Raw genomic sequence first — 19,414 nt, 5'->3', positions numbered from 1 at the left:
CCTCCTTGTTCTCGGCTTCCGGGGAGTCAGCCGCCGACGTGGATGCCGGGGCGGCGGTCGGGGTCGGGTTCGTGTCTGCGGATGATCTCCCGGGTGACGGGGGCGGTGTCGCCTCGGCCCAGGAGGAAGTAGCGGAACATGTGCTTCAGGGGGCTGCCTTCGGCCCAGGCGAAGTAGCAGTGCGGCTGGACGCCGGTGGTGTCGCGCAGGGCGAGGAGAATCGCGGCGATGGCGTTCGGAGCGGCCGGGGCCTCGGCCCGCAGGACGCGGTATCCGTCGACCGCGACTCCACGGACGGCGAGGACCTCGCTGAAGTCGGACGGGTCGACCACGTCTATCTCCAGGAACAGCACGTCCGCCGGCCCGGGGACCGGGTTGGTGCCGCGCTGCTCGCGCTCCTTGTCGCGGTACTCGGCCCCGTCGCCGGCCTGGCGGCGGTTGGCGATGATGTTGATGGCGTCGTCGTGGGCCAGGGTGTCGGCGATGAACCGGCGCGCGGCCTCGTCGAAGACGATGCGGTCGGCGCGCAGTTCCGTGGTCCGGGACACACGGGAGATCAGGGACACGACGATGATGCCGGCGATGAAGAAACCGGAGATGGTGATGCCGTCCGGCTTGTCGACGATGTTGTACACCAGGGCGTAGAGCAGCACCAGGGTGAGCAGGGCGAACCCGGTGGCGACCACCCGGCGGCCGCCGCGCGCGACGGAGACGGTGACGGCGAAGGCGCCGGAGACCATCATGGCCAGGATCCCGGTGGCGTACGCGCCGGCCTGGGCGTCGACGTCCGCGTCGAAGGCGAACGTGATGAGGATGCACAGGGCGGTGTAGACGAGGACGACGGGCCGTACCGCGCGGCCCCATTCGGGGGCCATCCCGTAGTCGGGCAGGTAGCGGGGGACGATGTTGATCAGCCCCGCCATGGCGGACGCGCCGGCGAACCACAGGATGAGGATCGTGCTGATGTCGTAGACGGTGCCGAACGCCTCCCCGACGTGCTCGTGGGCCAGCCAGGCGAGGGCGCGGCCGTTGGCCGCGCCACCGGGCCGGAACTCGTCCCCGGGGATGAGGACGGTGGTGACGAAGCTGGAGGCGAGCAGGTAGACGCTCATGACGAGCGCGGCGGTGGTCAGCAGCCTGCGGGTGTTGCGGATGCGTGAGCGCAGCCGTTCCTCGTCGTCCGCGCCCTCGGCGGCCACCAGGGGCATCATGCTGACGCCGGTCTCGAATCCGGACAGACCGAGCACGAGCAGCGGGAACGCGAGGAGCGCCGGTGTCATCAGGTCGCCGAAGCCGGCGCCGCCCTCGACGAGCGCGTCGGTCCAGGCCGAGAACGCGCCGGGCGTGGTGACGACGTGGGCCAGGCCGACGCCGATGACGACCGCGTTCAGTGCGAGGAAGATCGCGACGAGGGGGATGGCGACGCTGACGGCCTCGCTGAAACCGAGGAGGAACACGCCGCCGAGGACCAGGAGCAGCGCCACGGTGAGGGCCACCTCGTGGCCGTGCAGGGCCTCGGGGAAGAAGGGGTTCTCCACCACGTGGACGGAGGCGTCCGCCGTCGACAGGGTGATGGTGATGATCCACGACGTGGCGACGAACCCGAGCAGGACCAGGACGAACAGCTTGCCCCACCAGAACGGCAGCAGGTCCTCCAGCATCGCCACCGACCCGGCACCGTGCGGGCTCTCCTTGGCCACCCGCCGGTACATCGGCAGCATGCCGAGCAGGGTCAGCGCCACGATCAGCAGCGTCGCCAGCGGGGAGACGGCTCCCGCCGCGAGCGCGGCGATGGCTGGCACGTAGGCAAGGCTGGAGAAGTAGTCGACGCCGGTCAGGCACATCACCTTCCACCAGGCGTGCGGCTCCGTCTGCCCTCCGCCGCCCCCCGGCCCGACGGGCTGCACCTGGTGGCGCAGCATCCAGCGCGCCAGTCGGCCGGTCGGCTGCGGCAGCAGCGCGGGGCTGGCCACCACCTCGGGCACGGCGGCCGGGCCGTTCGTGTCCTTCATGACTCCCATCGACTTCCTCACTCCCGCCCCTCGGGGCCCCGTCACCGCACGCGCGGCGACGCGATCACCGAGTATGGGACCTCCGGACACCCCGTATGACCGGGGCGAAAGGTGTCATGCGTGCCGGTTCCGACGCGCCCCGACGAGGTCCGGAATCCATGCCGGGCGGCCCGGCACGGTCCGGGCGCTGGTGCCTCCGCGGCACGGGAGACGGCAGGAATCCGTCGTCCGCCGGGCTTCGGCCGGGCCTCGGGGTGAGAGCGATCGGGGCACCGCGGCGGACGGCGGCAGCTCGGACACGGACGCGACCCCTGCTCCCAACAGCTGCCCCTACCTGGGGTGTTGTGAGCACACGGCGCCATCGGCGAGGGAGCCTGTCGATCGCGACGGCGGCGCGGAACAGCCCCTGTCAGGCGCCCAGCGGCCCCATGGCGCCGCGAGCGGCCCCGAAGGCGATCATGCCGACGCCGACCACGGCCGGGGCGTGGACGACCCGGAGAGACACCCCTGCCAGGACCCCGGGAGGCACCACACCGAGAGGCTCATGTCGCCCCCGGCCCGTACCCCGCCCCGGCACAATTCCTGTCGGATTCTTAACGCCGGGACAGCTCCGTGGCGGTCATCGGCCGCGCACCGGTCGGCGTTCCCGGGAGAGAGCCGTACGGGCCTGGTGGACCGCCTCCTCCGGGTCCAGCCGACCGCCCCTCTCGTACGCCTCCGCGAACGCGTCCGCCCCCAGCGCCGCCGTCGCCGCGGCGGTGACACGGTCGACGTCGGCGCGTTCGGCGGGCGGCAGCGGGGCCCCGGCCCGGCAGCGGGCGGCGGCCGCCGCGCCGAGGAGGACGGCCGCGGAGGTGACGGCGGGGCCGTCGCCGGGGAGGGCGGCCGCGCCGGCGAGGCCCTCCAGGGAGAGAGCCAGGGCGCGGGGCTCGGCGAGGGCGCGGGCGATCTCCAGGCCGGCCAGATGGTGGGCGGCCGCCCCGCGCGCGTCGCCGCGCAGCTCGGCGACGAAGCCGAGCTCGGCCAGGAGCAGATGGTCGCCCGCCTGCGAGGAGACGTCGGCGTATCCGTCGCGGATGTGCAGCAGGTACGCCTCGGCCCCGTCGAGGTCACCCGAGCGGCGGGCGCCGAGGGCGAGGCCCATCTCGGAGTGGATCTCGCCGTACTTGTAGCCCTGTTCGGCGGCGATCCGGCGCGCCTGTTCGTGCAGGTCCCGGGCGCGGTCCCAGTCACGGGCGAGCAGCGCGAGCCGGCCGAGCCCGGAGAGCCGCGCGGACACCTCCGCCTCGAGGCCCAGCTCGCGCGCCATGCGCAGCCCTTCGTGCTGCCGGCGCTCCGCGTCCTCGTACGCGCCCTTGATCTCGGCGAGCGCGGCGAGCGGGGAGACGGTCTGCAACTCGCCCCATCGATCGCCCAGTTCCCGGAAGATCCGAGCGCTGCGCATGCCGTCGCGGCCGAGCCCCGCGAGGTCACCGCAGACCAGCGCGAGCGTGGCGCGCAGACCGAGGGCGGCGGCGGTGCCCCACTGGTCCTCCGCCGAGGTGAACAGGGTGAGGGCGCGGGTGTTCAGCTCACCGCTGCCGGCGGCGTCCCCCGCGCTGAACAGGCCGTACGCGCAGAGCCAGAGGGCACGGGCCCGGCGCACGGGGTCGGGGATGGTGTCGGCGGCGGGCGCGGCGGCGGCCATGGGACCGCGAACGTCGGACGCCGTGGCGGCTGCCGTGTGATCACCGGTGAGCAGCGCGAAGGCGGCGTGCAGCAGGGCGAGTTCGGCGGGAGCGGCGGGGGCGGGAGGGCAGGAGTCGTGAGAGCACGAGTCGGCGAGGCTGGACGAGGTGGAACGGGAGTCGGCAGGACGGGGCGACGCGGCGGGCGGCTCGGCTGAGGCGTGGGCTCTGCGGTCGGGGGCGCCGTCCGTCGCGGCCAGGACCACGCCGAGGCTGCGGCGGGCCTCCGTGAGGCGGCCGCGCAGCAGCCACCACCAGGCCAGGGCGGTGACCAGCCGGACCGCCTCGGCCGGCTCCCCCGCGCCCGCCCGGCGCACGGCCTCGTCGAGCGCCGAGCGCAGGTTGCCCGCCTCGGCGTCGAGGCGGGCCAGCCAGGGCCGCTGTCCGGCGCCGCGCAGCTGCGGCTCGGCGTGTTCGGCCAGGGCCCGGTAGTGGCGCAGATGCCGGTCCCGTACGGCGGTGAGGTCCTCCATCTCGTGGAGCCGTTCGGTCGCGTACGCGGCGACGGACTCCAGGAGCCGGTAGCGGGGTCCTGTGGGCCCGTCCACCACTACCACCAGGGACCGGGCGACCAGCCGGGTGACGAGGTCGAGCACCTCGTCCCGGGTGACTCCGTCTCCCGCGCAGACCGCTTCGGCGGCGGCCAGGTCGCAGCCGTCGCTGTGGGCGGCGAGACGGCGCAGGACGATGCGTTCGGGGGCGCTGAGCAGCTCCCAGCTCCAGTCGATCACCGCGCGCAGCGTCTGCTGGCGGGCCGGAGCGCCGCGCTGACCGAAGGTCAGCACCCGGAAGCGGTCGTGGAGCCGCGCAGCCAACTCCCTTACACCGAGGGCCCGTACGCGGGTGGCGGCGAGCTCCAGCGCGAGCGGGATGCCGTCGAGCCGGCGGCAGATCTCGGCGACGGCTCGGCGCTCGGGCTCGTCCGGCGCGTCCGGGTCGCGCGGGAAGCCGGGCGTGGCGGCGGCCGCGCGCTCCATGAACATACGGACCGCGTCGGCGGGCGGGAGCGGCTCGACCAGGAACATCGCCTCGCCCGCCAGGCCGAGCGGCTCCTGCCCGGTGGCGAGGACCCGCAGACCGGGGGCGGTGCGCAGGAGCAGCTCGGTGAGTTCCGCGGCGGCGTCGACGACGTGCTCGCAGTTGTCCAGGACCAGCAGGGTGCGGCGGTCGCGCAGGGCGGCGGCGAGGCGGTGCGGCAGGGAGGGGGTTCCGGTGCCGGTGCCGGGCAGCGAGCGCGGGGCGTCGTCGCGGATGCCGAGGGTGGCGGCGACGACCTGGGCGAGGTCGGCGGGGGTGCCGGAGCGGATGCCGGAGAACTCCACGAGCCAGGTCCCGTCGGCCAGTTCCCCGTCCCGGTCACCGTCCCGCTCGGCGGTGGCCGCCGCCACGGCCAGCCGTGTCTTGCCGACGCCGCCGGGCCCGGTGAGGGTCACAAGCCGCGCGTCGGAGAGCAGCCGGGAGAGTTCGGCCAGCGCCTGGCGCCGGCCGACGAGGGGGGTGAGGGGGACGGGGAGGTTGGAGTGGGAGGGCGGGGCGGAGGGCGCTCCGGCCGGGGCATCCGCGGCGGCTGGAACGACCCCGCCGACCTGGACGCCCGCGGCAGCCGACGCGTCGGAGAGAGCTCCGGCTCCCCCCGCGTGTGAGCCGGGCGTCGTGCCCTGTACGGACGCCCGCGCGGCGCCGCCCGCCGGAGCTCCGTACGCGTACGCCCCCGCGTGCGGGCCTGACGCCGTGCCCTGTACGGACGCCCGGCCCACCGGCCGCGCGGCGCCGCCCGCCGGAGCACCGTACGCGTACGCTCCCGCGCCCAGTCCGGGTTCCTGTCGCAGCACCGCCGTGTGCAGCGCCGCCAGTTCGGGGCTCGGGTCGACCCCCAGCTCGTCGGCAAGGCGGGTGCGCAGGTCCTCGTACGAGGCGAGCGCCTCGCTCTGGCGCCCCGCCGCGTACAGGGCCTTCATCTGCACGGCCCGCAGGCGCTCCCGCAGCGGATGGAGGGCCACGAGGCCGGCGAGCTCCCCGGCGAGGAGCGCGTGGTCGCCCGCCTCCAGGCGTGCCTCCGCCTGCTCCTCCAGCACGGAGAGCCGCTGTTCCGCGAGGCGCTGGGCGGCGGCTCGTACGAAGAGGCCGTCGGCGAAGTCCGCGTACGCCGGTCCGCGCCACAGCTCCAGGGCCTCGGTGAGCAGCGCGGCCCGCCCGCGCGGGTCCCGGACGGGGCGGGCCTCGGTGACCAGAGCGTGGAACCGTACGGCGTCCACCTCGTCGCCGTCGAGCCGCAGCCGGTAGCCGGGGGGCTGGCGGACCACCCGGTCGCGGCCGATGACCCGGCGGAGCTGGGAGATCTTGGCCTGGAGGGCGCCCGAGGGGTTGCCGGGAGGCGCGTCGCCCCACAGGTCGTGGATGAGACGGTCGGCCGAGACCGGTCCTCCGTCGTGCACGAGCAGGTCCGCCAGCAGGGCCCGGACCTTGGCTTCGGGGACTTTGACCTCCCGCCCCTCGCCGTCCCACACCACCAGTGGCCCGAGTACCCCAAACCGCATAGCCGCCACCGTACATGTCCGACGGACCGGCGCCGCGGCCGCGGCGGACCCGAAGGTTTCCCGAAGGTTCCCCGAAGTGCCCGGGCGCAGAGTCGTCCTCACCGGTGGCACGGCTCCACCGGCGAGGAACGGGCGCCCCTGGAGGGAGCGGCAACCATGACCAAGTACGCGCACAGAAGAGCCCTGGTCGCCGGTGAGGCGACCGGCATCGGCCTGGCCATCGCGAAGCGTCTCGTGGAGGGCGGGGCGACGGTCCTGCTGACCGCCCGTACCGAGGAGGAGCGCGCGCACGCGGTCGCCGAACTCGGCTCCACCGCCCGCGTCGTCTCACCGTCGGCGGTGGAGGCCGCCCTCACGGGAGACGGCGCCACCGCCTTCGGCGGCGTCGACCTCCTCTTCGCCGACGCCGTCCCCACCGCGCGGCCCCTGCTGCCGCACCTCAAGGACGGCGGCGCGATCGTGCTGACCGCTCCCACCCCGTGCCCCGACACCGTGCGGGCGTTCGCCGCCGAGCTGGCCTCCCGGGGCATCCGCGTCAACGCGGTGGCCCCGGGGTGTATCGAGGCGCCGGGCGCCGGCGCCGTACCCCTGCCGCCGCTGGGGCGTCTCGGTGCCGCCGAGGAGGTGGCCCGCGCGGCGCTCTTCCTGGCCACGGAGGCGACGTTCACCACGGGGGCCCGGCTCCCCGTCGACGGCGGCCTCGGCCGCCCGTGAACCGGCGCCCGACCACCGCCTCCGTCGCCCGGCCACCACCGTCCCGTCCCCGTCCCCGCACCCCCTGCCTTTCTTACGGAAACCTGGAGCACACCCCATGAGCACCGCACCCGACACGGCGCCCGCCGCCGCTGTGGCCCCGGACCCGAAGAGCGGGGGCGACGCACAGCAGAAGCTTCCGCTCTTCGCGCTGCTGGCCCTCGCCACCGCCGTCTTCATCACCAGCCTCACCGAGACCCTCCCCGCCGGTCTGCTGCCCGCGATGAGCCAGGACCTGCGGGTGAGCGAGTCCGCGACCGGTCAGACGGTCACCGTCTACGCGATCGGCACCGCCCTGACCGCGATCCCGCTCACCGCGGCGACCGCGGGCTGGCGGCGCAAGAAGCTGCTGCTCACGTCCATGGGCGGCTTCGCCCTCGCCAACACCGTGACGGCCGTGTCGTCGGTGTACGAGCTGACGATGGTGGCCCGGTTCGTCGCCGGTGTCGCGGCCGGTGTCGCCTGGGCCCTGCTCGCCGGGTACGCCCGCCGCCTGGCTCCCGCCCACCTCACGGGCAAGGCGATCGCCATCGCCATGGCCGGTATCCCCGTCGCGCTCTCCCTCGGCGTGCCCGCCGGTACGTTCCTCGGGGACTGGCTCGGCTGGCGCGTGGCCTTCCTGTCGATGACCGCCCTCACGGTCGTGCTCCTGGTGTGGATCTTCGCGGCGGTGCCGGACTATCCGGGCCAGGGGCGTGGCGAGCGGCCGAAGCTGCTGCCGACCCTGCGCATCCCCGGGGTCTCCCCGGTCCTGTTCGTCACGCTGGTCTTCGTGCTGGCGCACACCATCCTGTACGCGTACATCGCCACGTACCTCGACGACCTGGGCCTGGGCGGCTCCACCGGTCTGATCCTGCTGGTCTTCGGCGCCGCCTCGCTGGCGAGCATCTGGATCGTCGGCGCGCAGATCAACCGCCGGCTGCGCGGTCTCACCGTCGGCGGTGCCCTGCTCGTCGCCGTCGCCGCGCTGATCCTGGCCGTCCTGTCCGACTCCACCGCCCTGGTGTACGTCGCCACGGTGCTGTGGGGGCTGGGCTGGGGTGGCGTGCCGACCCTGCTGCAGACGGCCGTCGGTGACGCGGGCGGCGACTCCGCCGACGCGGCCCAGGCGATGCTCGTCACGCTCTGGAACGTCGCGATGGCGGCCGGCGGCATCGTCGGCGGCATCCTGCTCGACGTGATCGGCAGCGAGTCGTTCCCCTGGACGGTCCTGCTGCTCCTGCTGCCGGTGATCGCGGTCGTGCTCTACGCCCGGCAGGCGGGCTTCCCCGCCCGGCGGCCGGTGGAGCCGGCCGAGGAGTCCCCGGCCCCGGCGGCCTGACGGACCGACCGCCGGAGGCCCTCCCCCGTCCTCCGGCGGTCACCCCGTGGCCGTACCGGGGGCCTTCGGCGGTCGCCCGTGGCCGTGACGGAGGCTTTCGGCGTTCTCCTTCCGCTCACGGTCCCGTCACCGGGACGCGGTCCCCGCACTCCGTGCGCCGCGGTGTGCCGTGGCCGAGTTCATGATTTGTTGACACTTCACCGGACGGCTCCGCGGCACGGCTCCCGCACTGGTAAGACCGGGTTCCGGCCTGGCAGCCGTCCCTCTCACGCGCTTCGTCGAAGCGCGTTTCCGCAGGTCAGACCGCGATCTGACAAAATAGGCGGCCGAGCCGGGCAAACTCCGTCGCGGACGGTACTTTTCACCTCGTACTGATGTGCCATGCATCTGCTCGGGAACGGGCGATGGCGAGTATCGAGGGGGCGTAGCGTTTCATGTCGTCAAGTGAGGTACGCGCGGCGGTGCCGGGCGACGGCGCGTGCATGCAGACGTTCATGGACGAGATCTTCCGGGTGTTCCAAAGGCCGGAGCAGCGCCGTTGGGCCCAGGCGTACCTGTGGGCCCTGATCCATGGGTCGGGCAAGAAGACACCCCGCAGCATGGCACTGGCGAGGTCCTTACCCTCGGCCGCGGCACACGGCCTCCACCAGTTCATCAACGCCAGCCCCTGGGACTGGACCCCGGTTCGCCGCCGGCTCGCCGCCCGGGTGGCCGCGCGGACGACACCGCTCGCCTGGACGGTCGCCGAGCTCCTCATCCCCAAGCGCGGCGAGCACTCGGTGGGCGTGCACCGGCGTGTCGACACCGTCACCGGCCGCGCCGTCAACTGCCAGCGCGCGCTGGTCTTCTTCCTCGCCTCGGGCACCCAGTGCTACCCGGTGGGCTGGAGCCTCGTGCTCGACGGTACGTGGGGCCCGGACCGGGAGCGCGGGCGCCGCGCGCGCGTCCCCGCTTACGAGGCCGGGCGCACCGCCGCCGACCACGTCACCGGGTACGCCGCCGAGGTCGCGGCGCAGCCCCGACTCCCGCGCGTGCCCTGGGTGCTGGACCTCACCCGGTGCGACCAGGCGGCCGGGGTCCTCGCGGGCCTCGCCCGGCAGCGGGCCGACGTGGTGTGCGAGGTCCCCCCGGACCACCCGGTGCTCCTCAGCGGGCAGCACACGCCCGTCGTGACCACCGTGAGCGCGCTCATGGAGGTGCGGCACGCCCGGCAGACGCACGTCCTGCTCCGGCAGAGCCCCGACGGCCGCGTCCGGGCCGTACCGGTCCACGCGTACGCGGGCACGGTGACCGCGCCCCGGTCCGCGTACGGCGACGACGGGGGCGCCCGCCCGTACCGCATCCTGGAGCGGCCCGACCCGGACGGACGGCAGCCGCCCCGGTACTGGCTCACCTCGCTCACCGAGCACCGGGTGGAGGAGGTCCTCCGGCTGGCGCGCAGCCACACCGCGGCGCTCTCGGCCGTGACCACGCTGCGCCGGCGGTTCGGCGTCCTCGACTTCGAGGGCCGTTCCTTCCCCGGCTGGCACCACCACATGACCATGGCCTCGGCCGCCTACGTCCACCAGCACCTGTCCGGCGCCCCCGGAGCGACAGCGCCGCCGGGAGCGCCGTCCCGCGCCCCGGCCGCCGCGCTCTCCGGCGCCCGCGACTGACCGTAAGCCGAGGAGAAAGGGTGGGGCACGTGAGACAGGTACTCGTGGTGGAGCAGGACGCGTCCGCCGCGGCGGCCATGGTGGGCGATCTGCGGCGGCAGGGATTCACCGCCCGCAGTGTCGCCACCGGGGAGCAGGCTCTGCGGGTGCACGCCGAGGCGGATCTGGTGCTGTTCTCCCTGGAGCTGCCCGATATCGACGGACTCGAATTGTGCCGGTCCCTGCGCAACGGCGGAGACACGGCCCTGATAGCGGTCACCGACGCCGATTCCGAACTGGAGCGGGTCCTCGTTCTGCACGCGGGCGCGGACGACTGTGTGGTGAAATCCTGGGGAATGCGAGAGGTGGGGGCCCGTATCGAAGCGGTACTGCGCCGCGTCCACCCCCGGCAGGCCCTTCCGGCCGCAATTTCCCTGCGCCATCTCCATATCGATCCGCATCTGCGGGAAGTACGGCTGCACAATCGGCTCGTCAGTGTCACGTCGAAGGAATTCGAACTGCTCTACACCCTGGCCGCGACCCCGGACACCGTGGTGACGCGGAAAGAGCTCATGGCGCGGGTCTGGGGAAGCGACTGGGGGCACACCAGCCGCACGATCGACACCCATGTGAGCAGCCTCCGGGCGAAGCTCGGTGCCAGCGGCTGGATCATCACGGTCCGGGGCGTCGGCTACCGCATGGGGTACGCCTGGCGGATGCCGGAGACGTCCGCCGGCTGAGCCGGCACCGACGCGAGGGCCCCGGGGACGCGTGCGACCACGCTCCCCGGGGCCTTCGCCGTCAGACCGTCGCGCCCTCCAGTCGGCGCAGCAGCGGGTGGTGCGCCTCGCCCCTCTCCCCCACCGCCCGCCGCGCCCACCAGGCCGACGCCAGGTTCGAGGTCAGCAGGGTGCGGTGCGGGTCCGACCGGGCCACCTCGGTGAGGGCGGCGAGCGTGCCCATGCCCGTACCCGTGAAGAGCAGGGCCGTGTCCGAGGGCAGTTCCCGCTCCCGTATCCGCCGCAGGATCGCCGCGGTCGTCACCGCGTACGGGTCGAAGCGCGGGTCCCCGCCCGGCGCCGGGGCCGTCTCCGCCGGGACGAGCACCACGCCGTCGACCGTGAGCCCGGCCCGCTCCCAGAAGGCGCGGGAGGTGTCGGTGAGCCACGGCTCGTACGGGGAGACGAGCGTCAGCCGGGTCACGCCGAGCGCCTCGCAGGCCGCGAGGATCGCCTGCGTGGACGACTGCACGGGTGAGCCGGCGCGCTCGGACAGCTCGTCGCAGAAGGCCCGGTCGCCGGCCGGCTCCAGCAGGTAGTGCGACGCGCTGCACGCCACCACCGTGGCGTCCAGGCGCAGCGCACCGAAGCTGCCGAGCAGGTCGGGGAGCACGTCGTTGTACGTCTCCAGCATCTCCCGGAGACCGGCCCCCGGGGTCACCGGGAAACGGGAGGTGTACACATTCATTCCGGCGCCGAGCAGATGGTTGAACTCGGGTTCCGCCGTCGGGTTTTCCGGCGGCACGACGACCCCTAGCCGGGGCAGCGAGAAGAGATCCATGCTCGCACCGTAGGACGCGCGTGACGGCAACGGGGCCTCTTCGTCCGCTATTTGGCACGCCCGCACACCCCTCTTGCACTCCTTTTCCTTCTTGACATTCCTTGACACACCGCAACACAGCCCTGACACGGCAGACGTTGCCCTTTCCGGCCAGGGGCCGAAGGATATGAGGTGTCAGCGAATGCAGGACCGCGATACGCGGCCCCTTGATTGCAGACCCTTTTCGGGAAAGAGGAGCAAAGGAAATGGCAACAGAAGGACCGGAGAAACTGGAGAGGCCGCCCCGTATATCCGATGCGACGCTGCGGGACTCCGCCCACATGGCGGGGGTCGAGTTCGGCCCCGGGGACGCCGCCGCCATCGCGGACCTGCTGGTGCGCACGGGCGTCGAGCTGGTCGAGGTGGGCATGGTCTCCGGCCCCGACTCCAAGGACGCCGACCTCGTCCTCGCCACCCACGAGGCGGTCACCCCCGAGCGCAGCATGACGCTCGTCGTCGTCCGCGACCGGCGCCAGGTCGCCCGTGCGCTGGACGAGGCCGAGCGCCTGGGTGTGCGGCACATCATGTACTCCATCCCCACCTCGGAGCAGCACGCGCAGCTGAAGCTGGACTCGGCGAGCCCGAAGTTCCTCCAGGCGCTGGCGCGTTCGGCGATCCAGCAGGCCAAGGAGCGCGGCTTCCACGTCACGTTCAGCGGTGAGGACGGCGCCCGCACGCCCAGGGAACGGCTCGTCCCCTATGTGGAGGCGGGGTTCGCGGCGGGGGCCGACCGGTTCCGGCTCGCGGAGACGGTCGCGTACCTCTCGCCCTGGCAGATGGAGGAGGTGATCGCGGACATCACCGCGATCGACGGCTCCGAGATCGAGATCCACTCGCACAACATGCTGGGCATGGCCGTCGCCAACTCCCTGGCCGCCGTCCGGGCCGGCGCCCAGTGGATCTCCGCGACCGTCGGCGGCATCGGTGAGCGCGGCGGCAACGCCCCGCTGGCCGAGCTGCTCACCTCGCTGCGCGTCATCCACGGCGACACCCGCTTCGACCTCAGCCACCTCACCGAGCTGTCCCGGATCGCCCTCAGGGGCGCCGGCCTCGGGGAGGCCTTCCAGTCCGGGCCGACCACCCCGCACGCGTTCGCGTACGAGCTGCCGGGCCAGCTGAGCCACCCGCACGCCTACGAGACGCTGCCCGCCGAACTCGTCGGCAACAGCCGCGAGTTGCGCGTCCGCAGCCGCCTCACCACGGCCCTGGTCAGCTGGGCCCTGGCCGACTCGGGCCTGGAGGTCGACGTCGACGCCTTCACCTCCTGGCTGGCCGAGCGGCAGGAGCGGGACGGCCGCCCGCTCCTCGACCGGGACACGATCCGCAAGGCCGCCATCGACTTCCGCCCCGTCCCCGCGTAACCCACCCCACCTTCTTACGGAGTTCACGATGTCCACCGCCACCCTGACCGGCGTCTGCCCCGAGTGCGAGACCGACCTGACCGTCCCCCCGGTCACCCAGGGCGAGACCCTCTCCTGCCCCGAGTGCATCCTGACCCTCCGCGTCGAGGCCGTCGAGGACGGCCGGCTGACGCTGGAGATGGTCGAGGTGCAGCTGCGCGACTGGGGCCAGTGACATGGGCGCTCTCCGTCCCGTCGGGCTCGTCGCGGACCGGATCGCCTGGGAGGAACGCCTGCTCATCGAGGCGGCCCCGGCCTTCGGCCTCCGCATCGACTGGGTCAACGACGAGTCCCTCTCCCTCGGCCACCCGGACGCCCCGGCGATCAAGGGATACGACACCCTGCTGATCCGCAGCCGCAGCTACACCCGCGGCGGGCTCATCGCCACCCTCGCCGAGGCGGCCGGCGTCCCCACGCTGAACACCGCCCGGGCCATCCACGCCTGCGAGAACAAGGCCGCCCTGCGCGCCCTGCTCCAGACGGCGGGGGTGCCGGTGCCCGACCACCGGCTCGTGCTCTCCCGCAAGGACTTCGACAAGGCCCTCGCCGACCTGCCGCTGCCCCTCGTCCTCAAGCCCGTCTTCGGCGGGATGGGCAAGCGGGTCACACTGATCCGGCACGCCGACACCGCCCACTCCGTGTACGACTACATCGAGGACCTCGCCCACGCCTTCGAGCAGGCCAGTGTCGTCGAGCCGTACCTCGGCGGCAGCTCGGTGCGGTGCCTCGTCGTCGGACGGGAGCTGATCGGCGCCGCGGAGTTCGAGAGCGGCGGCAGCGACTGGCGCAACAACGCGGCCCTGGGCAACAAGAACCGCGCGGTCGCCCACGACCCCGACGTCCTCAAGATCGTCGACGGTGTGGTGGACGTGCTCGGCCCCGGGATCTACGGGGTCGACCTCTTCGCCACCCCCGACGGCTACGTCGTCAACGAGGTCAACCACGCCCCCGGCTTCCGGGCCGTGGCCTCCGCCACCGGAGCGGACATCCCCTCGGCCATCGGCCGTCACGTGCAGGAGCTACTCGCATGATCCGCGCAGGAGTCGTCGGCGCCTCCGGGCTCGCCGGCGGCGAACTCATCCGCCTCATCACCCAGCACCCCGACCTGGAACTGACCTTCCTGGGCGGCTCCTCCCACATCGGCCGCCGCCCCTCCGAGCTCCACCCCGGCCTCCGCCTCGACCACGGCCTGACCGTGCAGCCGGTCACCGACGAGGTGGCGGACAAGGTCGACGTCCTCTTCCTGGCCACCCCCGCACCGGTCTCGGCCGAGCTGTCCTCGCTGCTCGCGGACCGCGTCCCGGCCATCGTCGACCTCAGCGGCGCCTTCCGCATCCGTACGCCGGAGCTCCACGACCGCTGGTACCCGAAGGTCAAGCGGCGCACCGACCTGGCGGACCGCTTCGTCTACGGCGTGCCGGAGCTGATCGGCGACCAGCTGAAGGACGCCGCGCTGATCTCGCTGCCCGGCTGCTACGCCACCGCGATCACCCTGGGCCTGGCCCCGCTCACCCTCGGACTCGGGCTCGACCTGAAGACGGTGGTGGTGGACGGCAAGAGCGGGTCCAGCGGCGGCGGCATCCAGCTGCGCACCTCCGACCTGCACCCGTTCCGGGCCGGGGCCATCGCCCCGTACTCCCCGACCGGGCACCGGCACGCCGCCGAGGTCGGCGACTTCCTGGAGCGGAGCAAGCCCGGCACCATCGGGAACCTGTCCATGTCGGCGTACGGCGTCCCCAACGTACGCGGGCTGCTGACCAGTTCGTACGTGTTCACCGACGACAAGGTGGACCAGCGCGAGCTGAACCGGGCCTATCTGCGCTTCTACAAGGGGCGCCCGTTCGTCCGGGTGCGGCGGCACAACGAGACGCTGATCCCGGTGCCCGACCCGCAGGTCGTCCTCGGCTCCAACTACGCGGACGTCACGGTCCTGCTCGACGAGGAGGGCGGCCGGATCGTCGTGCTCGCCGCGCTCGACAACCTCGTCAAGGGCGCCGCGGGCCAGGCCGTGCAGGTGACGAACCTGCGGTTCGGCCTGCCGGAGGAGACGGGGCTGACGCAGCAGCCGGTGATGCCGGCATGAGCGCGGACCGCACCGTCCCCACCGTGGTCAAGCTCGGCGGCAGCTGCCTGGACGACCTCGACGGCACCTGGTGGGACGACCTGGCCCGCCACGGCCGGGACCGCCCGCTGGTCCTCGTCCACGGCTGGTCCAAGCCGCTCAGGAAGCTCGACGCCCGCTACAGCGAACCCTCGGCGATCCTGCGCGACCGGTACGGCAACCAGAGCCGGTGGACCACGCCCGAGGTCATCGAGGACATCAAGACCGTCAGCGCCGTGCTGGCCGAGGACGTCCTCACCCGGCTGGAGAGCCGTGGCATCACCGCCGAGCGGCTGCTCGGCAGCGACGGCCTGGTCAGCGCGGGCGAGGGCGAGCGGTGGTGGTGGCGGGAGAAGCAGCTCGTCGAGCTGGAGAACCTCGTCGGCCCCATCACCGGGGTCGACCCGGCCCCGCTCAAGAACCTCCAGCCCGGCCACGCCTACCTCGTCACCCCCCTCGCCCGGAACGCTGCGGGCCAGGAGGTCAACACCGACGCCGACCGGGCCGCCGCCGCGATCGCCGGCGCCACCGGCGCCCAGGACCTGGTCCTCGTCACCGACGTCGGCCACCTGCTGATCGACGGAGAGCCGGTCCGCAGGATCAGCGCCCGGGACGCGGCCGCCTTCCGCGACAAGGGCGCCAAGGGCGGCATGCGCAAGAAGCTGCGCGCCGCGGGCGAGGCCCTGGAGCAGGGCGTCGAACGGGTCGTCATCGGCAGCGCCGCCGTGACCGAGCTGCTCGCCGGCTCCACCGGCACGGTCATCACCAGGGCCGCCACCCCCACGACAGGAGCGAGCGCATGACGCGGTCCCGCGTGCTGGTCGTCAACAACGGCACCCTCTCCCTCAAGCAACTCCGTTCCCGCTTCGAGGAGTTGGGTTCGGACACCGAGGCCGTCGACGCCGCGTCCGTACCCGCCCGGGTGGACGGCCGCTACCAGGCGATCGTGCTGAGCGGCACCAAGGTCCGCGCGTACGACAGCGCGTTCTACAAGCCCCTGATCGACCTGGTGACCACCACGGACGTACCGGTCTTCGGCATCTGTGGCGGGATGCAGATCCTCGCCGTCGCGGCCGGCGGACGCCTCGCGGAGGGGCCGCAGCGGGTCGGCGGCTACGAGGTGCAGGTCGACACGGAGGAGCCGCTCTTCACCTACGTGAAGCCGACGGTCACCGTCTTCCACCGGCACACCCTCTACCTCCAGGAGGCTCCGGCGGGCTACCGCTCGATCGGCCGCTCCGAGCACGCGCCCGTGGAGTTCCTGCGCTCGGACGACGGCCGCGTCCACGGCGCCCAGGCCCACCTGGAGTTCCGCAAGGACGGCCTGGAGATCCTGCGGGGCTTCGCGCAGCTCTACCAGTGACCCGAACCGCACCGACACACCCGCCTCACGCACCGGCCCCGCGCACGGGCCTCACTCGCCGGTGCGTACCTGCCCCACGCACCTGACAGAACAGGGATCTCACCATGACCGCACCGGAAGAACCGCAGGACCCCGCCCTCACCGTCCACCTCCACGGCAGCGGCGGCGCCATCAAGGGATGGGTGGTCGTCGACACCCTCGTCGACGGCCTGGCGATGGGCGGCACCCGGATGACCGCCGGGGTCACCGAGGAGGAGGTCGCGGGCCTGGCCCGGGACATGACCGAGAAGTTCACCCTGGCCGGGCTCCGCATCGGCGGCGCCAAGGCCGGGATCGTCGCCGACGGAAGCGACCGCGAGGAGACCTTCCGCACCTTCGGTCGCACGGTGAAGCCGCTCCTGCACGGCGGCATCCACCTCGGCATCGACATGGGCGTCACCCCCGCCGACCGGGCCGTCTTCTTCGAGGAGGCCAAGTACGACCCCCGCTACCGCCTCGGCGCCCCCGACATGCCGATCGACTGGCGTACGTACTACGAGCCCCTGATCGACGCCACCGGCCACGGCGTCGGGGTCGCCGCGATCACCGCCCTGGAGGCGAGCGGCCGCACGGGGCCCGCCCACGTCGTGGTGCAGGGCTTCGGCGCGGTGGGCCGGGCGGTGGCACGGTTCCTGGAGGACCGCGGGCACGTCGTCGTGGGCATCGCCGACGTCCAGGGCACGATCAGCGCGGACCGGTTGCCGGTCGCCGACCTCGTCGCCATCACCGACCAGTTCGGGGCCATCGACCGCACCCGGCTGCCGCAGGGCGTGAAGCTCTCCGCCGAACCGGACGCCTGGCTGGACGTCGACGCGGACATCCTGATCCTGGCCGCGCAGAAGTACGCGCTCACCGCCGAGAACACCCACCGGCTCCGCGCCGGCCTCGTGGTGGAGGGCGCCAACCTCGCCTCCAGCGCGGCGGCGAAGGAGAAGGTCGCCGCCTCCGGGGCCGCGCTCGTCCCGGGCGTGATCGCCAACATCGGCGGCGCGGCCTCGGCGGCCCTGGCCGTCACCCGGGTCGTCCCCTTCGACCTGCCGGCCGAGGCGCGCAAGGCATGGGTCTTCGACTGGGTCGGTGACCGGGTCCGGCAGAACACCCGCGACCTGCTGGAGATCGCGGCCTCGCGGGCCGGGAACCCGCTGCCCGAGCTGCTCGCGGCCCGCCGGAAGGAGCGCTGATGAGCACGGCGGCGAAGGAGCGGCCGGCCCCCGTCGCGACGGCCGATCCCGAAGAGCGCGCCGCCGAGTACCGCCGTCGGGGCTGGTGGCGGGAGGAGACCTTCCTCGACGACCTGCACCGCCAGGCCCGTCTGCGTCCGCACCGGCTGGCCATCGCGGGCCGGCGCGTCGCGGAGTCCCGTACCGACACCCTCGACTACGCCGAGCTGAACCGGCTCACGGACCGGTTCGCCCTCGCCCTGCTCGAACTCGGCGTGGAACGGGGCGACTTCGTCGCCGTGCAGCTTCCCAACCGGTGGGAGATGGTGCCGCTGATCTTCGCCTCGATCCGGGTCGGCGCGGTCATCATCCCGATCTCGCCCATCTGCACCGAGGAGGAGCTGCGCCACCGGCTCGCCCTCACCGAGGCGCGGGTGTGCATCACCCTCCCCGAGTGGTCGGGCACCCCGCTGGCGGAGATCGCCGTCCGCCTCAAGGACGAACTGCCGTCACTGCGGCATGTGTCGGTGGTCGACGGCCCGCTGCCCGAGGGCACGATCCCGTTCCACGAGCACTTCGTGGCCGGGGAACGGGAGGAGCGGGAGGGGGCCGCCGCGCGGCTGGACGGTCTGGCGCTCGGCGCGGACGATCCGTTCGTGGTGCTGTTCACCTCCGGCACCACCGGGCTGTCCAAGGGCGTCCTGCACAGCCAGAACACGGTCCACTCCGCCGTACGCGGGTACGTCGACGCGTTCGGGGCGGGCGACGACTGGGTGGCCGCGGTCTCCACGCCGCTCGTCCACTACTCGGGGTTCGCGCAGGGTGTCCTGGCCGGCGTCATGCTGGGCGGCACCGTCGCCTTCCAGGACGTCCGCCGCAACGAGGCGCTGCTGGACCTGGTGGAGCGGTACGGGGCGACCCTGCTGTACGGGCCGCCCGCCACCCTCGCCGACGTGGCCGCCTCCCAGCGGGCCGAGCGGCGGGACACCCGCACGCTGCGGCACGTGGTGATCGGCTCGGCGCCGGTCCTGCGGGAGCTGGCCGACGAGGTCCACGAGACGCTCGGCGCCCGCGCCCACTCGCTGTGGGGCATGTCGGAGAACGGCCCCGTGACCACCACCCGGCCCGAGGACCCCGAGGGCTGGGCGGCGCGGAGCAACGGCAGCCCGATCGACGCCATGGAGACCCGGATCGAGACGTCGGGGACGTACGGGACCACGGACACGGGCGCCGTGGGCCGGCTCAAGGTGCGCGGGGCGTCGCTGGCGCTCGGGTACCACCGGCGCCCCGAGGCGTTCGCGGCCGAGCTGGACGAGGACGGCTGGTTCGACACGGGCGACCTCGCCCGGGACGACGGCCGGGGCGGCATCCGCATCATCGGCCGGGCCCGTGACGCCGTCCTGCGGGACGGACAGGTGGCGCCGATGACGGAGCTGGAGGCGGTGATCGGCAGCCACCCGAAGGCGGCCGAGGCCGCGCTGGTGGGCCTGGAGCCCGCGAGCGGAAGCGGGGGCGGCAACGTGATCGTCGCCGTCGTGGTCCCCCGGGACGGCCGGGGCCCGACGCTCGACGAGGTCCGGGCCCGGGTCACGGAGGCGGGCCACGACGCCCGCTTCCTGCCGGACCGGGTGGAACTCGTCCCCGCCCTCCCCAAGACCCTGACGGGCAAGGTCCGCAAGGCGGAGCTCCGGGAGCGGTACGCCACGAGCACCCCCGCCTGACCCCTGCTCACCCCCCACACCCCACCCCCACCCCCGAGCGCTGGAGC

Annotated in this window: 15 protein-coding genes; 12 read left to right on the top strand and 3 right to left on the bottom strand. The window is 73.4% G+C overall.

Features of this window, described 5'->3' with window-relative positions:
* Positions 1–26: 26 nt before the first annotated feature.
* Both AMK29_RS24250 and AMK29_RS24245 read right to left on the bottom strand, forming a co-directional pair.
* Entirely contained in the window at positions 27–2,012 is a 1,986-nt protein-coding gene (locus tag AMK29_RS24250) for an APC family permease (protein ID WP_107422679.1), read from the bottom strand.
* Positions 2,013–2,631: 619 nt separating this feature from the next.
* On the bottom strand, positions 2,632–6,276 hold the full coding sequence (locus tag AMK29_RS24245) for an AfsR/SARP family transcriptional regulator (RefSeq protein ID WP_073816561.1): 3,645 nt from the start codon (positions 6,274–6,276) through the stop codon (positions 2,632–2,634).
* Positions 6,277–6,432: 156 nt separating this feature from the next.
* On the opposite strand from AMK29_RS24245, the gene AMK29_RS24240 reads away from it, so the two are divergent.
* The 4 genes from AMK29_RS24240 to AMK29_RS24225 all read left to right on the top strand — a co-directional run bounded on the left by AMK29_RS24240 (position 6,433) and on the right by AMK29_RS24225 (position 10,724).
* A complete protein-coding gene (locus AMK29_RS24240) occupies positions 6,433–6,990 on the top strand; it encodes an SDR family oxidoreductase (protein WP_073816557.1) in 558 nt (185 codons plus the stop codon).
* A gap of 97 nt (positions 6,991–7,087) precedes the next feature.
* The gene (locus tag AMK29_RS24235; protein ID WP_073816553.1) at positions 7,088–8,350 is read left to right on the top strand and encodes an MFS transporter; all 1,263 of its coding nucleotides are present in this window, start codon (positions 7,088–7,090) and stop codon (positions 8,348–8,350) included.
* Between the two features lie 434 nt (positions 8,351–8,784).
* Entirely contained in the window at positions 8,785–10,005 is a 1,221-nt protein-coding gene (locus tag AMK29_RS24230; RefSeq protein ID WP_241845672.1) for an IS701 family transposase, read from the top strand.
* Between the two features lie 20 nt (positions 10,006–10,025).
* Positions 10,026–10,724, top strand: a complete 699-nt coding sequence (locus AMK29_RS24225; protein ID WP_073816546.1) for a response regulator transcription factor — start codon at positions 10,026–10,028, stop codon at positions 10,722–10,724.
* A 61-nt stretch (positions 10,725–10,785) separates the two neighbouring features.
* Here the strand turns inward: AMK29_RS24225 and AMK29_RS24220 are convergent, their stop codons facing one another.
* Positions 10,786–11,544 (bottom strand): maleate cis-trans isomerase family protein, encoded by a 759-nt coding sequence (locus AMK29_RS24220; protein ID WP_073816542.1) that lies wholly within the window; start codon positions 11,542–11,544, stop codon positions 10,786–10,788.
* 245 nt (positions 11,545–11,789) lie between these two features.
* Between AMK29_RS24220 and AMK29_RS24215 the strand changes: the two genes are divergently transcribed.
* The 8 genes from AMK29_RS24215 (at position 11,790) to AMK29_RS24180 (ending at position 19,367) form a co-directional block, all read left to right on the top strand.
* Positions 11,790–12,944, top strand: a complete 1,155-nt coding sequence (locus tag AMK29_RS24215) for a LeuA family protein (protein ID WP_073816539.1) — start codon at positions 11,790–11,792, stop codon at positions 12,942–12,944.
* 28 nt (positions 12,945–12,972) lie between these two features.
* Positions 12,973–13,158: a lysine biosynthesis protein LysW gene (locus tag AMK29_RS24210; protein ID WP_073816536.1), complete on the top strand. Its 186-nt coding sequence runs from the start codon at positions 12,973–12,975 to the stop codon at positions 13,156–13,158.
* Position 13,159: 1 nt separating this feature from the next.
* Entirely contained in the window at positions 13,160–14,014 is an 855-nt protein-coding gene (locus AMK29_RS24205; RefSeq protein ID WP_073816533.1) for an ATP-grasp domain-containing protein, read from the top strand.
* On the top strand, positions 14,011–15,066 hold the full coding sequence (gene argC / locus AMK29_RS24200; RefSeq protein ID WP_073816530.1) for an N-acetyl-gamma-glutamyl-phosphate reductase: 1,056 nt from the start codon (positions 14,011–14,013) through the stop codon (positions 15,064–15,066). The genes AMK29_RS24205 and argC overlap by 4 nt, the downstream gene beginning before the upstream one ends.
* Complete coding sequence (locus AMK29_RS24195; RefSeq protein WP_073816526.1) at positions 15,063–15,887, top strand: amino acid kinase family protein; 825 nt, start codon at positions 15,063–15,065, stop codon at positions 15,885–15,887. Before argC ends, AMK29_RS24195 begins: the two co-directional genes overlap by 4 nt.
* The gene (locus tag AMK29_RS24190) at positions 15,884–16,447 is read left to right on the top strand and encodes a type 1 glutamine amidotransferase (RefSeq protein WP_073816523.1); all 564 of its coding nucleotides are present in this window, start codon (positions 15,884–15,886) and stop codon (positions 16,445–16,447) included. The genes AMK29_RS24195 and AMK29_RS24190 overlap by 4 nt, the downstream gene beginning before the upstream one ends.
* Before the next feature lie 104 nt (positions 16,448–16,551).
* Positions 16,552–17,667 (top strand): Glu/Leu/Phe/Val dehydrogenase dimerization domain-containing protein, encoded by a 1,116-nt coding sequence (locus tag AMK29_RS24185; RefSeq protein WP_073816519.1) that lies wholly within the window; start codon positions 16,552–16,554, stop codon positions 17,665–17,667.
* Positions 17,667–19,367 (top strand): AMP-binding protein, encoded by a 1,701-nt coding sequence (locus AMK29_RS24180; RefSeq protein ID WP_079197098.1) that lies wholly within the window; start codon positions 17,667–17,669, stop codon positions 19,365–19,367. Before AMK29_RS24185 ends, AMK29_RS24180 begins: the two co-directional genes overlap by 1 nt.
* Positions 19,368–19,414 lie beyond the last annotated feature (47 nt).

Source organism: Streptomyces sp. CB02261, from assembly GCF_001905665.1.
In the GTDB taxonomy this organism is placed as follows: domain Bacteria; phylum Actinomycetota; class Actinomycetes; order Streptomycetales; family Streptomycetaceae; genus Streptomyces.
The sequence above is the reverse complement of the archived record's forward strand: the minus strand, read 5'-3'. Positions and strand labels throughout refer to the sequence as shown.

What these genes read in the sequence shown, in the direction of transcription:
- AMK29_RS24235 (WP_073816553.1), top strand. Translation starts at nt 7,088, where the DNA reads ATGAGCACCGCACCCGACACGGCGCCCGCCGCCGCTGTGGCCCCGGAC.
- AMK29_RS24190 (WP_073816523.1), top strand. Translation starts at nt 15,884, where the DNA reads ATGACGCGGTCCCGCGTGCTGGTCGTCAACAACGGCACCCTCTCCCTC.
- argC (WP_073816530.1), top strand. Translation starts at nt 14,011, where the DNA reads ATGATCCGCGCAGGAGTCGTCGGCGCCTCCGGGCTCGCCGGCGGCGAA.
- AMK29_RS24195 (WP_073816526.1), top strand. Translation starts at nt 15,063, where the DNA reads ATGAGCGCGGACCGCACCGTCCCCACCGTGGTCAAGCTCGGCGGCAGC.
- AMK29_RS24250 (WP_107422679.1), bottom strand. Translation starts at nt 2,012, where the DNA reads ATGAAGGACACGAACGGCCCGGCCGCCGTGCCCGAGGTGGTGGCCAGC.
- AMK29_RS24180 (WP_079197098.1), top strand. Translation starts at nt 17,667, where the DNA reads ATGAGCACGGCGGCGAAGGAGCGGCCGGCCCCCGTCGCGACGGCCGAT.
- AMK29_RS24245 (WP_073816561.1), bottom strand. Translation starts at nt 6,276, where the DNA reads ATGCGGTTTGGGGTACTCGGGCCACTGGTGGTGTGGGACGGCGAGGGG.
- AMK29_RS24215 (WP_073816539.1), top strand. Translation starts at nt 11,790, where the DNA reads ATGGCAACAGAAGGACCGGAGAAACTGGAGAGGCCGCCCCGTATATCC.
- AMK29_RS24205 (WP_073816533.1), top strand. Translation starts at nt 13,160, where the DNA reads ATGGGCGCTCTCCGTCCCGTCGGGCTCGTCGCGGACCGGATCGCCTGG.
- AMK29_RS24230 (WP_241845672.1), top strand. Translation starts at nt 8,785, where the DNA reads ATGTCGTCAAGTGAGGTACGCGCGGCGGTGCCGGGCGACGGCGCGTGC.
- AMK29_RS24220 (WP_073816542.1), bottom strand. Translation starts at nt 11,544, where the DNA reads ATGGATCTCTTCTCGCTGCCCCGGCTAGGGGTCGTCGTGCCGCCGGAA.
- AMK29_RS24210 (WP_073816536.1), top strand. Translation starts at nt 12,973, where the DNA reads ATGTCCACCGCCACCCTGACCGGCGTCTGCCCCGAGTGCGAGACCGAC.
- AMK29_RS24185 (WP_073816519.1), top strand. Translation starts at nt 16,552, where the DNA reads ATGACCGCACCGGAAGAACCGCAGGACCCCGCCCTCACCGTCCACCTC.
- AMK29_RS24240 (WP_073816557.1), top strand. Translation starts at nt 6,433, where the DNA reads ATGACCAAGTACGCGCACAGAAGAGCCCTGGTCGCCGGTGAGGCGACC.